The following is a 14170-nucleotide window of genomic DNA, read 5'->3' on the forward strand; positions in this document are numbered from 1 at the left end:
AAAAGCGCAAAAAAATCAATGCAAAAATAGCCATTTTTTACGCTTAAATAGTAAATTTCGGATTAAAAGTCATACCTTAAAGTGACTGCAAGATGATCTTCATCAGCATTATTATCTAGTGAAAATTGCGTATACCACATGTACATACGTGCTTGTTTTGACAGGCTTCGTTCAACCCCAATAGAAGTACCACTGCCCGAATCTTTCAACTTACCAAAGCTGCCATCAGTATCTTGATATTGCGCCAGCAACTTATATTTATCTATTTTGTAAGATGCGCTCACTAAAAACCCATCTTCTTTGTCAGAACTGGTGACTTTTTCGCTTTGTTGATACATACCGCCTAAGGTTAAATCGCCTAATTTGCCTTGCGCCGTAAACCGTGTTGTATCATAACCGGCTACTTTACTGTCGTGGGCAACACTTACAAAATAAGGCGCTTTTTTAAATTTACTATCACCATACATAAATGCCGCAGAAACACCGGTTTCTTCATCTTGTTTGGAGTTATCTTCAGCAATATAGGTGACCACAAATTGCATATTGCCAACAATTGGCGAACTGTAATGAACCACATCACCAAGGCGATTTTCACCATTGAACAAGGCTTTAACATCACCATCAAAGTCGTTCATTAAATCAATTTTACCCTGCGATACTTTTAACGCGGTATCGTGACGACCAAGCACTACCTGCCCATAACTGCCTTGTAGACCAACATATTGATTACGCGCGGTAATATTCTCTTCAGTTTTACCATCGCTATCTTGATCTGCCGCATTTACTGCAAATTCAAACTTATATACGGCTTTTAACCCATCGCTTATTTCACCGCTGCCTTTGATCCCCATACGAGAGTTATAGCTCTCAATAGACGTTTCGCTGCCATCGCCAGTGTCGCTATTAGCAACCCCTAAATGGGCCCGACCATACACATCTACAGCTTCGGCAGCACTATGAAAAGAAATAATGCACATTGCAAAGCTCGACAACATCATGGCAGGTTTATTCATGGTAGCGATCCTCAATTTAAGCAATAACTTAAAAATCGAACATAAAGGGCTTTTGGTCAAGGCGAGGAGGAGATATTTCAAATAAAAATCACGGATCACTGATCTACCAACTTAATCAGATCAGGATCAGATTTTTACTAAGAAGATCAACTTCAGATCAGTTTTTTACTTAGAGAATAAGATAACTTGTTGATTTAATGTTAAGGCGCTCAGCATTTCGTTTAAAAGATGAGCAAAGAAAAGCCTGTGATCAGTATACAACTAGTAAAATAATGATCCGTGAAAGCGAAGGTTAGTAAAACAGTGATCCTGAAAAACACGAGTAAGTATATCGCTGATCCGCCTTGATCGAATCATATAAAAAAACCGGCATAAAGCCGGCTTTTTCAAATTACTATCAATTACTTAATTTGTGGATCAAGTTCACCTGATAAGTATTTAAGATGCATATCATCTAAAGAGATAGGCTTGATCTTACCAGCTTGTCCTGCCGTACCAAATGCTTCGTAGCGAGCAACACAGATCTCTGTCATTGCTTTCGTTGCTTCAGCTAAGTATTTACGTGGATCAAAGTTAGCTGGGTTTAAAGCTAAGTGACGACGAATTGCACCTGTTGATGCTAAACGAAGATCGGTATCGATATTAACTTTACGAACACCGTACTTAATACCTTCGATGATCTGCTCTACTGGCACGCCATACGTTTCAGGAATTTCGCCACCGTATTGGTTAATCACTTCTAACCACTCTTGTGGAACAGAAGAAGAACCATGCATTACTAAGTGAGTGTTAGGAATACGCGCGTGAATTTCTTTAATGCGATCAATCGCTAAGATATCGTCTGTTGGTGGACGAGTGAACTTGTACGCACCATGTGATGTACCACAAGCAATAGCAAGTGCATCAACCTTAGTTTTACTAACGAAATCAGCGGCTTCTTCAGGATCTGTTAGCATTTGATCAGTAGACAATTTACCTTCTGCACCCACGCCGTCTTCTTCACCTGCTTCACCTGTTTCCAGTGAACCTAAAACACCTAACTCGCCTTCAACAGACACACCACAAGCATGAGCCATTTCAACGGTTTGACGAGTTACATCAACATTATATTCATAGCTTGAAGGAGTTTTACCATCAGACATTAATGAGCCATCCATCATAACTGATGAAAAGCCTAACTGGATTGAGCGCTGACATACACCTGGTGAAGTACCGTGGTCTTGGTGCATTACAACTGGGATATGAGGCCATTCTTCAACGGCTGCTAAAATCATATGACGAATAAAAGGGGCACCAGCATAGGCACGTGCGCCTGCTGAACCTTGTACAATTACCGGGCTGTTTGTTTTGTCAGCCGCTTCCATAATTGCACGCATTTGCTCTTGGTTATTAACGTTAAACGCAGGTACGCCGTAACCATTTTCAGCTGCATGATCAAGAAGTTGTCGCATACTGATTAAAGCCATTTGGTATTCTCCAAATTGTATCGACAGTAGTTCCCTACTATCTAGTTTGAACGGATAAGTTATTTTTTTGATGCATCACTGCATCACGAAAAGCTCGCGCCTACCGTAACAGCTGTAAATAAAACGAGGGTGAGAGGTATTTTATTAACAGCCAAACCAGCGTAATTACCTAATAACTACGCTGGCATACGCACTAATTACTTAGCACGTTCTTCAAGCATAGCAACTGCTGGTAATTTTTTCCCTTCTAAAAATTCAAGGAAAGCACCACCACCGGTTGAAATGTAAGAAACTTTATCGGCAATGCCGTATTTATCAATCGCTGCAAGCGTATCACCGCCACCAGCAATCGAGAATGCACTTGAGTTAGCAATCGCATCAGCAATAGCACGTGTGCCATTACCAAATTGGTCAAATTCAAATACACCAACTGGACCATTCCATACAACAGTGCCCGCATTAGCAATGATTTTTGCTAATTGGTTTGCTGTATCAGGACCAATATCGAAGATCATGTCTTCGTCAGTTACTTCATTCACATCTTTTAATGTTGCCACTGCAGATTCTGAGAACTCATTACCTACAACAACATCAGTTGGTACCGGTATTTCACCGTTATTAGCTTTTGCCGCAGCACTTAATTTGTTTGCTTCATCAATTAAATCAGCTTCAAATAAAGATTTACCTACTGGGTGACCTGCCGCTGCGATGAAGGTATTAGCGATACCACCACCCGTTACAAGTTGATCAACCACTTTAGAAAGTGAATCAAGTACAGTTAACTTAGTCGATACTTTAGAGCCACCAACGATAGCAACCAAAGGACGAGCTGGGTTATCAAGCGCTTTACCTAGTGCGTCTAGCTCCGCCGCAAGTAGTGGACCTGCACATGCAACATCAGCAAATAAACCCACACCGTGAGTCGATGCTTGTGCACGGTGAGCCGTACCAAATGCGTCCATTACGTAAACATCACATAATGCAGCTAGTTTTTTAGACAGTGCTTCGTCATTTTTCTTTTCGCCAGCGTTAAAACGCACGTTTTCGAAAACAACAACTTCGTTATCAGCAACGTCTACGCCTTCTAGGTAGTCTTTTTCAAGACGAACTGTTTGCTCAAGGGCATCATTTAAATAATTAACCACAGGGGCAAGCGAAAACGCTTCATCATATTCCCCTTCCGTAGGGCGGCCAAGGTGTGTCATCACCATTACTTTAGCGCCTTTTTCTAACGCTAATTTGATAGTTGGTAATGCTGCACGAATACGTGCATCAGAGGTCACTTTACCTTCTTTTACAGGCACATTTAAATCTTCACGAATTAACACGCGTTTGCCGTTTAAATCTAAATCTGCCATTTTAATGACCGACATGGACTTCTCCTTAGTTAACGATACTAATATTATATTTATAAATTATTGGCTTACAGCCATCATCGCACGCGCAGTGTCGAGCATACGATTCGCAAAGCCCCACTCATTATCGCACCACACTAACAACTTTATCAGTCGTTTATGACTAACACGTGTCTGAGTGCCATCTATGATACAAGAATGTGGGTCATGATTAAAATCTACCGATACCAATGGCTCTTCTGTGTAGCTTAAAATACCGTCAAGGCGGTCTTTTGCAGCTAACTTAAGTGCCTGATTGACAGTCGCTAAATTCACATCGGTATTCACTGTTACACTTAAATCCATCGCCGTCACATTGATAGTTGGTACCCTAACAGCAATGGCTTCGAAGCGACTATGAAACTTAGGCAAAATACGCTCAATACCACGAGCAAGCTTTGTATCTACCGGAATAATAGACTGGCTTGCAGCGCGAGTACGACGTAAATCATGATGATACGCATCAATCACTTGCTGATCATGCATCGAGGCATGAATCGTTGTAATAGCCCCGGATTCAATCGAAAATGCGTCATCCAGCACTTTAATTACTGGCACAATACAGTTTGTGGTACATGAACCGTTTGAAACAATCGTATGTTCAGCTTTTAGCTCATCATCGTTAATACCATACACAATTGTGGCATCAACATCAGCATCTGCAGGCTGTGAAAACAATACTTTTTTTGCACCAGCAGCTAAGTGTAGTTCTGCATGTTCACGAGAGTGATACACCCCAGTACATTCAAGAACCACATCAACATCAAGAGTTTGCCAAGGCAGTTCTGCAGGGTTTTCTTCTGCAAATAAGGCTATAGAGTCGTTAGCAACCGTTAAAGTATCTTCGCCAAGATTAACTGGGAATGAAAAGCGGCCGTGAGATGTATCGTATTTAAGGAGATGGGCAATGCCCTTAGGGTCGGCTAATTCGTTAATAGCGACAATTTTGATTTGATCTTCAAGCCCTGATTCATACAGAGCACGGACGATGTTACGCCCGATTCGACCAAAACCATTAATTGCAAGTTTGATTGCCATGAAGAAGAAAATCCACTCTATTTGCTTGCAGATAAAGGCAGCTGCCTTTTAGATGGCGGTATTGTAATCGACCTTACACATTATTATAAGAGGTCAAGTGAAATAAAAGTTGCTTAGCATGTTTTAGATGGCGCAGTTTTGGTAATCGACCTTACACATTATTATAAGAGGTCAGGTGAAATAAAAATTGCTTAGCATGTTTTAGATGGCGCAGTTTTGGTAATCGACCTGAAGAGTTTTTATAAGAGGTCATGTGAAATAAAAGTTGCTTAGCATGTTTTAGATGGCGCAGTTTTGGTAATAGACCTTACACATTTTTATAAGAGGGCAAGGTAAATAAAACTGCGTTAGCGAGCTCATATAGCTTTCTGTATTCCTTTATAGCCAGCGACGAACAGATTTTTTGTATTGCTGGTATGCTGACCCAAACTTCTCTGCCATAAACGTTTCTTCTGGCATAATTTGAAATCGATTCATATAGAGAATAAATACCGGCAACATAATAAAACTCGCAATATTACCAAGATAAATTCCCCAACCAACTAGTATTAGTAACATACCAACATACATTGGGTTACGGCTAAATTGATAAACACCACTTGTAACAAGACTCGCCGACTTTTCTGGAATTCGAGGGTCAACGGTCGTACCTTGTTTACGAAATTGATAAACACCTAATAAAGCAAACACCACACCTAAAAATGCAATGAGTAGTGCTACAAAAGATGATGCGAAAAACGAGAAGCTAAAACTCGTAAACAAGTCTGCTATGCCCCACATCATCAACGCAATGATCAGCAGCAGCAAAACTGGGGGCACTTTTAATTCTAACTGATTCACACAAGCTCCCCTACTTTCAATGCTTTACCACGACTAATTTGATGACACTGGGCTAAGAATAACTCCGCCGTTGCCATGGCATCAGTAAGGGCATGGTGCGAGCTGTAATGTGGTAAGTTGTAGCGTTTACGGCATTCGCTAAGTGTTAAATCATCGTGGCCAATTTCGTGGCCTTGCTGGTGCAGGCGTTTTTTTTCAATAACAAAGGTATCAAGAATTAAACGCGCTTTTGCATCTAAGCCAAGCGTTCTGCAAGCCTGTTTTAAAAACCCCCAATCAAGTGCCGCGTTATGAAACACTAAAATGCACTCACCAAAATGCTGATGCAGCTTACCCAGAATGGTTTCGAGGCTTTCACCTGTATCTATATCTTGTTTTGCAATACCGTGATAAATCGGGCTTTGCTCTAAGCTTTGCACGTCTTTATTTATTAAGTGCTGTGCACCACTGAGTTTAATGCATTGATCTTCTATCATTACCCACGCCACCGAGACAATTTCGTGCTGGCGAGGGTCAAGGCCCGTTAATTCCATGTCTATCACTACATAACGCTCTTTATAAGCATCGACTGCCAAAAGTTGCTTGCGCGCTAAATACCGACTTAACCAGCGTTTAACCATAACGCCTCCTATAAACTACCGCGAGCAAATTTAAATGCGGCCGCTTGCTGTGCCTGTTTAACCAAATAAAATGCTTCTTTTAATTGATGTCGCTCTAATGAATTCAACGCATTTGGGTTAATACAGTTGCTAGGCAATCCCTCTTCGTTAATTTGCGTACCTAAACGCAGCTGGGTTAAAAAGCGCCAACAGTCTTTTAGGTTATATAAGTCATCTTTATTGAGTAGCGAAAACTTCATTAACGCATCAATACGCTCTTGCGTATTAGCGCGTTGAATACCCGCTTTAAGGGAATATAAACGCACTATGTCGTTGATGATCACCACACCGCGTTTTTTTAAGTCGAGGTACTTATGCTGTTTTTCGTCAGTTTCTAATTTAAATTGATTAAACAAACCAATGGGCACTGGGGTATTTTTAATGTCGCTCGCCATAGCTGCATAGAATAAGTCATTTTTAGAAATGCGTTTTAGCTGCTCACAAAAGCGCGCATATAAAGTAGTGGAACCTTCAATAAACCGTAAATCAAAAAATATCTTACAATTGAGCATCGCCTCTGGTGTGGGTGAGGTGATCCACTTATGAAACTTTTCTGTCCAATCGTTAATGCCCATTCGACACGCTGCATTGCTCGCCATAATATTGCCAGGGCAACGTTTTATACCGCACTCAATTAAATGCTCACAGACATACTCGCCCATGCGTTTAAAGTAATCTTGTTGTTCTTCTGTTAAATCATCAGGTAGCAACAGGCCATTATCTTGGTCTGAATGCAGCGTTTGTTCTTCCCTTGCTTGTGAACCAAAACAAATAAAACTAAAGCTGGTTGGTGCCGCGCCATTATCTTCTTGAAATAAACGGATCAAACGCGAAGTCAGTGCATCGGTTAAACCACTTAATAATTTACCAATCAAGGAGATATCATCAATATTGTTCGAAAAGCCTTTTAATAAACCGGGTATCTCTTGCGAATAACGTTTTAAGTCAACCACGCTATGCGCTTTATAAATTCGTCCAATCAATTGTACTGGGTCGCTTTTTTGCTGACGCAGTAAATCAGTACTGGTGAGCATACCAAGCGGTTTGTGATGTTCATCAAGCACAGGTAAATGGTGAATATTGTGCTTAAGCATTAAGTGTAGCGCCGAAAACACGCGGTTATTTTCAAAAATAAACTTGGGTTTACACGTCATGATGCTACTTACTGACTCTTGAGGGTCAACCTCATCGGCCAATACGCGATTGCGCAAGTCTCTGTCGGTGACAACCCCAACGAGGCGATCATGTTCAGTTAGCATAATCGACGAAACACCCTGTTGTTTCATTTTTTTAGCGGTTTGACGAATACTTGCATCTGGCGCCAAGGTGACGGCTTTGCGATTCATCAATTCGCAAATTTTCTTCTCCGACCAACTGTCGTTTTGACTTTTATAATGAGAAGACAATAAACGGTTTTTGTGGGCGCGAACAAAGTATTGCTCAAACACTTTATACTCACGGCGTAAGTAATCAAATGCCGCTTGGTTTAGCATGTAAACAATGCCTTCCTTTTGCACTGAAATGCTATTTTGAATCGCTTCGCCAGTTAACAGTGAAGGAAAACCAAAGTAATCGCCACTCGATAACTTAGTAATCACATCGCCTTTTGGGTCGACTAAATCATAATCGCCAGAGCGAATTAAAAATAATCTGAGATTATCTGAACTTAACCACTGATTTTGATTCTCACGGGTCAGATAAATAATATCGAGATGGTTTACAAAATACTCACTGGCAGCGCCATCAAGCTGATTAAATGGCGTTTGTTGCATCACAAATTGGGCGACTTCCTGTTGCTCGGTATTCATGGTCATTCTCGCTATAAAATAGAGACAATATCTACACTACCCCTGTTTGAAATAAATAAAAAGCCCGACTTAAGTCGGGCTTTTGAACTTCAAGAGTGTGTTCTTATAAAATGGTTTTATTAGTGCGCGTGTGCTGCGCTCGAACCTTTAGGATTACGGATACCTTCAACCATTTCTTGGATTTCAACTGGTGTTTCAGCCGTTAGTTTAAGTACGATAGCTGCAACCACAAAGTTAACTATCATACCAATTAGACCGATACCCTCTGGTGAGATACCAAATAACCAGTTTGCAGGTGCATTCAATTCAGGGCTTACGAACTTGAAGTAGATAATATAAGCCGCTGTAAATGTAATACCTGTCACCATACCCGCAATCGCACCTTCTTTATTCATCTTCTTAGAGAAGATACCCATAATGATGGCTGGGAAGAAGCTCGCCGCTGCTAAGCCGAAGGCAAAGGCAACAACCGAGGCCACGAATCCTGGCGGGTTAATACCAAAGTAAGCTGAAATTACAATCGCTATCATCGCAGCTAGGCGCGCTGCTAGTAGCTCTTGTTTGTCACTTATATCTGGTTTTAAGGTGCGTTTTAATAAGTCATGCGATACCGAGGTCGAGATCACCAATAGTAAGCCTGCTGTTGTTGATAGCGCTGCTGCGATACCACCTGCTGCTACTAATGCAATCACCCATGCTGGTAAGTCTGCAATCTCAGGGTTTGCAAGTACCATGATGTCGCGGTCAACTTTAACTTCGTTTGCGCTGTTTGGATCATCAATCTTACCTGCTGAGTAGAACATTTTGCCGTCACCATTTTTATCGTTAAAGGTGATTAGGCCTGTTCTTTCCCAGTTTTTAACCCAAGCTGGTGCTTCTGCGTACTCTGTACCGCTACCATCTTTACCGTTAATTGTATCAATCATGTTTACACGAGCGAATGACGCTACAGCAGGTGCTGTTGTATAAACAACTGCAATGAAAACAAGTGTCCATGCAGCTGAGATACGCGTGTCTTTAACACGTGGAACAGTGAAGAAACGAACGATTACGTGCGGTAAACCTGCAGTACCAACCATTAGCGCGCCTGTGATTGCGAATACATCAATCATGCTCTTCGAGCCTTCGGTGTACTGCGCAAAGCCAAGCTCAGTACTGAGCCCGTCTAATTTATCGAGTACAAACTGTCCTGAGCCATCGCTAAGCGTTGCACCAAAACCTGTTTGTGGGAAGAAGTGACCTGTCATCATCATTGAAATGAAGATTGCTGGAACAAGGTAAGCAAATACTAGTACACAGTACTGAGCGACTTGCGTATATGTAATCCCCTTCATACCGCCTAATACAGCGTAGAAGAATACAATCACCATACCAATGTAAACACCGGTCTCAATATCTACTTCTAAGAAGCGAGAGAAAACTACGCCCACACCACGCATTTGACCTGCGATGTATGTGAAACAGATAAAGATGGCACATAAAATTGCAACAACACGTGCAGCTTGTGAGTAATAACGGTCACCGATGAAATCTGGCACCGTGAACTTACCAAACTTACGTAGATAAGGAGCTAAACAAAGTGCAAGTAGTACATAACCACCTGTCCAACCCATTAGATATACACCACCGTCATAGCCCGCAAACGAGATAATACCCGCCATTGAGATAAACGATGCCGCACTCATCCAGTCAGCAGCAGTTGCCATACCATTTGCTAGCGGCGGTACACCGCCCCCTGCAACGTAGAACTCATTTGTTGACCCAGCACGAGCCCAGATTGCGATGCCGATATAAAGCGCGAAGCTTAAACCGACGATAATAAATGTGAGTGTTTGAACATCCATTGCTTAGCTCCTATTCGTCTACGCCATATTTTTTATCTAACGTATTCATTTTGAAAACGTAAACAAAAATCAAAGCAACAAAGGTGTAAATAGCGCCTTGCTGGGAGAACCAGAAGCCGAGTTTAAACCCAAAGAAACGTATCTCGTTAAGTACGTCTACCAGTAAAATGCCGAAGCCAAATGACACGACAAACCAAATTGCTAATAATTTAAATAGCAGTGCGAGGTTTTCCGCCCAATAAGCTTTTGCTTGTTCTTCATCTTTAAAAGCCATTTTTTATCCCCTTATGCATTACAAGAAAGTAATGAGTGGTATTAGTTGTCATTAACTAAGTTAGCAAGGGTTCTGATTTATGGAATTGAGACCATAGTCGTAACAGCTGGTTTACGTTTACGTAAACTGCAAAACACCATTTGTTAATGGATGGTAAAAAACAATAGTTAACAACAACTTAACCTATAAAGATAAATTTGCGAAATAGCGAAAATAGTAAAAACGAATGATCTGCGACATTAGTCTAATAAAGATACATAAAACAGTACTATTCATTAATTTTCAATAACTTGCATTTCATTAATTATTATTACAAAAAATCTTGCCATCGAAATCGCGCATAATTCTGGTAAGGTAGTGTTATTACAATAATTACTGAATTTAAACATGACAGCTGCGCTTTTATTTGTTGCACTCGCCTATATTGGCGTGTTGTTTTGGTTGGCAAATTGGGGAGACAAAACCACTCCTCTTGCTAAAAGAATTAGTCACCACCCATTTGTTTATTCTTTTTCATTAGGGATTTACTGTACGTCTTGGACCTACTACGGTTCAGTTGGTACAGCAGCCACCAGCAGTTGGAATTACTTACCTATTTTAATCGGCCCTGCGTTGCTTTTTTTCTTTGGCCAAGGGTTTTTACGCAAATTAGTACTGGTCAGTAAAAAACAAAATATTACTACCATCGCCGACTTTATTTCAGCTCGCTATGGTAAACGGCAAACCACCGCCATTATGGTGACAATTATCGCTTTATTGGCGACGATTCCGTATATCGCTCTGCAATTAAAAGCACTGAGTAGCAGCTTCTTACTGCTGCAAAACGACGATCGTATTTCTGGCTCTGTGCTGGCCCTTTCGGCAACACTCATTATGGCGATGTTTGCGATATTCTTTGGTACTCGTAAAGTCGATGTAACCGAATATCGCTCAGGGCTAATGCTCGCTGTCGCCTTTGAATCTATGATTAAGTTATTAGCTTTGGTGGCCGTTGCTGGGCTTGCTTTATACACATTATTTAATTTAACTACGGTGCAGACCGAGCAGCTAACGGGCTCAATTTGGCAACATTGGCAGAACTTCGACTTTTTTAGCTTTAACTTTATCGGCCAGTCATTAATGGCCGCAGCGGCGATTATCTGTTTGCCAAGGCAATTCCACGTAACTGTGGTCGATAACCAAGATAAACGCCACCTTTATACAGCCCGCTGGGCATTCCCCCTGTATTTGTTACTAACTGCTGCAATGATTTTCCCTATTGCAACGGCAGCTATTCACCCAGGCATTGGCAGTGGCTTCTCACCAGATAGTTTTGTATTAGCCCTACCGCTGATGCACGAAAACGCCTTTTTAACGACCTTTGTATTTATCGGCGGTCTATCAGCGGCTACGGCGATGATTGTTGTAGCCACACTCACGCTCAGTACCATGATTTCAAACGATGTAGTGTTGCCGTTAATGCTGCGTCGTAAGTTTAAACGTAACCTCATTACTAGCAGCTATAAGTCGCAAATCCTGTTAGTGAGACGCTTCACAATTGCTGGCATTTTGATTTTGTCGTATTTCTACCAGCAATGGTTTGGCCATGGTAAAGCGCTGGCTAGTATGGGTTTAGTGGCCTTTTCTTTGGTATCGCAATTACTCCCAGCTATTGTTGGCGGCTTATACTGGCGAAAAGGCCATGCTTATGGTGTTTATGCTGGGTTATTAGCAGGCTTTATTTGCTGGGTTTTGTTCTTAATGCTGCCTATTTTAGATGCAGGCAATACCTTAAACGCAGAGCTGCAACAAACACTTATTACTCGTGGCACCCTAATCGCCTTATTTGCCAATATTGGCTGTTACATAAGTTTTTCGCTCGGTGCAGATGAGCGTTTAATTGATAAAATTCAAGCAGCTGCTTTTGTAAATCCAAAAGAGCAAGCGGTATTCGCCAGACGTTTAAATAAAAACGTAAAAGCCACTGTTTACGACTTTAAAGTACTGCTACAAACCTTCTTAGGTGTGCAGCGCTCGCAGCAAGTGCTGGCTCACTTTGCGTTGTCGCATAACTTAGATGACAACAACGCGCACCCAGAACCTGAGTTTATTGCTTATTGTGAGCGCGCCTTAACCGGTGTACTTGGCGCCTCTTCAGCACAAGCGCTGATCCACACGGTTGCTTCTGGTAAACGTATGGCCTTTGAAGAAGTGGTTAACTTTTTTGATGAAACCACACAAGCCCTGCAATTTAATCAAAACTTATTATTTACCTCTCTCGAAAACCTCAGCCATGGTATTTCGGTTGTTGATAAAGAACTTAATTTAGTGGCGTGGAATAAGCGCTACGCAGAAATGTTTGCTTACCCAGATGACTTTCTCGAAGTAGGCCAACCAATTGAAGATGTGCTTAGATACAATGCCGAGCGCGGTGAATGTGGCCCCGGTGAAGTTGAACGCCATGTAGAAAAGCGCGTGCAGCATCTTAAAAACGGCACGCCCCATCACTTTATTCGTCACCGCCGTAATGGCCAAGTGTTCGAAATGATTGGTAACCCACTGCCTGATGGCGGCTTTGTGACAAGTTTCTCTGATATTACCACGCATATCGAAACGCAAAATGCGCTTGAAGAAGTAAACATGGATCTTGAAAACCGTATTGAAGCGCGTACTCAAGAAATCCGTACTATCAATAAAGATTTACAAGCACAAATCGATAGCCGAGTACAAACTGAGCAAGCACTTACTTTAGCTAAAAAAGAGGCAGAACAAGCTAATGACAGTAAAACGCGATTTTTAGCCTTGGCTAGCCATGATATTTTACAACCGCTGAATGCGGCGCGCCTGTACCTTGCTGCTATTGATGATAAAACCCTTTCGAGCAACAACTTAAATAACTTTGAAAAGCTGGGTGCAAGCTTAGATTCAACGGTGCATTTGATGTCGGCGCTGTTAGAAATTGCCAAGCTCGAACAAGGAGCAATGACCCCTACTCCGCGTCACTTTAGTATTGATGATATACTTGCCCCGCTGAAAAATGAATACGCCATTATGTCGAGCGAAAAAGGCTTAAAACTGACGGTACGTTCAAAAGGAGTTATCGTTCACAGTGATATCACTTATTTACGACGAATTATTCAAAACTTGGTGTCAAATGCGGTTAAATACACCGATAGTGGCCGAGTTTTAATTGCTTGTCGCAAACGCAAACATCATTTACGGATTGAAGTATGGGACACAGGCCCCGGCATTACAGAAGTAGAGCAAGCGAAAATCTTCAATGACTTTTACCGTATTGAAGCGGGAGATAACAAAGGGGTTGGCCTTGGCTTAGGAGTTGTAAAACGAATGGCCGACTTACTCTCTTTACGTTTAGATGTCAGTTCAACGCCTGGCAAAGGTAGCCGCTTTAGTATTGAAGTACCTTATGGTGAAAGCCAATTTATTCAACAAAAAGATACGCCTAAAAAAGGGGTTGAGAACCGCAGTGCGATGAACATTATTGCAGTGGATGATGACCCTGAAAACCTTAATGCCATGGCAAGCCTATTGCAAAAGTGGCAGGCAAATTATCAGCTCTTTGATCAAGTTGAAACCGTGATGGCCTATGCCAAAGAGCACCGAGCGCCCGATGTGATCTTAATGGATTACCAGCTGGGTCATGATTGCGATGGCATAACCCTTATTAAAACCCTAAGAGAAATTTGGCAAAGTCCAGTGCCTGCCATTTTAATCACAGCGGTGCGTGATGAAGCCCTAAAACAGCAAACCAAAGAAGAACAAATTCATTACCTTAGTAAACCCGTTAAGCCCGCAAAACTCAAAGCACTGCTTAATCACAGTACTTAACAATAG

General features: G+C 41.7%; 10 protein-coding genes. 1 reads left to right on the forward strand and 9 read right to left on the reverse strand.

The genetic code is table 11. The features are described 5' to 3' along the window. Positions 1 to 62 precede the first annotated feature (62 nt). The 9 genes from HUS62_RS02210 to HUS62_RS02250 form a co-directional block, all read right to left on the reverse strand. Positions 63 to 1013: a porin gene (locus HUS62_RS02210; protein WP_175078410.1), complete on the reverse strand. Its 951-nt coding sequence runs from the start codon at positions 1011 to 1013 to the stop codon at positions 63 to 65. Positions 1014 to 1414: 401 nt separating this feature from the next. Continuing rightward, positions 1415 to 2479 (reverse strand): class II fructose-bisphosphate aldolase, encoded by a 1065-nt coding sequence (fba, locus tag HUS62_RS02215; protein ID WP_054560883.1) that lies wholly within the window; start codon positions 2477 to 2479, stop codon positions 1415 to 1417. Between the two features lie 197 nt (positions 2480 to 2676). After that, on the reverse strand, positions 2677 to 3852 hold the full coding sequence (locus tag HUS62_RS02220; protein WP_175078411.1) for a phosphoglycerate kinase: 1176 nt from the start codon (positions 3850 to 3852) through the stop codon (positions 2677 to 2679). A 42-nt stretch (positions 3853 to 3894) separates the two neighbouring features. Next, positions 3895 to 4911: an erythrose-4-phosphate dehydrogenase gene (gene epd / locus HUS62_RS02225; RefSeq protein ID WP_054551164.1), complete on the reverse strand. Its 1017-nt coding sequence runs from the start codon at positions 4909 to 4911 to the stop codon at positions 3895 to 3897. Between the two features lie 378 nt (positions 4912 to 5289). Beyond that, a complete protein-coding gene (locus HUS62_RS02230) occupies positions 5290 to 5751 on the reverse strand; it encodes an isoprenylcysteine carboxylmethyltransferase family protein (protein ID WP_175078412.1) in 462 nt (153 codons plus the stop codon). Continuing rightward, complete coding sequence (locus tag HUS62_RS02235; protein ID WP_175078413.1) at positions 5748 to 6371, reverse strand: 3'-5' exonuclease; 624 nt, start codon at positions 6369 to 6371, stop codon at positions 5748 to 5750. The genes HUS62_RS02230 and HUS62_RS02235 overlap by 4 nt, the downstream gene beginning before the upstream one ends. An 8-nt stretch (positions 6372 to 6379) precedes the next feature. Continuing rightward, entirely contained in the window at positions 6380 to 8218 is a 1839-nt protein-coding gene (locus HUS62_RS02240; protein WP_058585783.1) for a DUF294 nucleotidyltransferase-like domain-containing protein, read from the reverse strand. Between the two features lie 119 nt (positions 8219 to 8337). Then, positions 8338 to 10062, reverse strand: a complete 1725-nt coding sequence (locus HUS62_RS02245; protein WP_175078414.1) for a sodium:solute symporter family protein — start codon at positions 10060 to 10062, stop codon at positions 8338 to 8340. Positions 10063 to 10072: 10 nt separating this feature from the next. Next, entirely contained in the window at positions 10073 to 10336 is a 264-nt protein-coding gene (locus tag HUS62_RS02250; RefSeq protein WP_054551160.1) for a DUF4212 domain-containing protein, read from the reverse strand. 387 nt (positions 10337 to 10723) lie between these two features. Between HUS62_RS02250 and HUS62_RS02255 the strand changes: the two genes are divergently transcribed. Beyond that, entirely contained in the window at positions 10724 to 14164 is a 3441-nt protein-coding gene (locus HUS62_RS02255; RefSeq protein ID WP_175078415.1) for a PAS-domain containing protein, read from the forward strand. Positions 14165 to 14170 lie beyond the last annotated feature (6 nt).

This window comes from Pseudoalteromonas sp. 0303 (assembly GCF_013349995.1).
In the GTDB taxonomy this organism is placed as follows: domain Bacteria; phylum Pseudomonadota; class Gammaproteobacteria; order Enterobacterales; family Alteromonadaceae; genus Pseudoalteromonas.

What these genes read in the sequence shown, in the direction of transcription:
- epd (WP_054551164.1), bottom strand. Translation starts at nt 4,911, where the DNA reads ATGGCAATCAAACTTGCAATTAATGGTTTTGGTCGAATCGGGCGTAAC.
- HUS62_RS02250 (WP_054551160.1), bottom strand. Translation starts at nt 10,336, where the DNA reads ATGGCTTTTAAAGATGAAGAACAAGCAAAAGCTTATTGGGCGGAAAAC.
- HUS62_RS02220 (WP_175078411.1), bottom strand. Translation starts at nt 3,852, where the DNA reads ATGTCGGTCATTAAAATGGCAGATTTAGATTTAAACGGCAAACGCGTG.
- HUS62_RS02235 (WP_175078413.1), bottom strand. Translation starts at nt 6,371, where the DNA reads ATGGTTAAACGCTGGTTAAGTCGGTATTTAGCGCGCAAGCAACTTTTG.
- HUS62_RS02245 (WP_175078414.1), bottom strand. Translation starts at nt 10,062, where the DNA reads ATGGATGTTCAAACACTCACATTTATTATCGTCGGTTTAAGCTTCGCG.
- HUS62_RS02255 (WP_175078415.1), top strand. Translation starts at nt 10,724, where the DNA reads ATGACAGCTGCGCTTTTATTTGTTGCACTCGCCTATATTGGCGTGTTG.
- HUS62_RS02240 (WP_058585783.1), bottom strand. Translation starts at nt 8,218, where the DNA reads ATGAATACCGAGCAACAGGAAGTCGCCCAATTTGTGATGCAACAAACG.
- HUS62_RS02210 (WP_175078410.1), bottom strand. Translation starts at nt 1,013, where the DNA reads ATGAATAAACCTGCCATGATGTTGTCGAGCTTTGCAATGTGCATTATT.
- fba (WP_054560883.1), bottom strand. Translation starts at nt 2,479, where the DNA reads ATGGCTTTAATCAGTATGCGACAACTTCTTGATCATGCAGCTGAAAAT.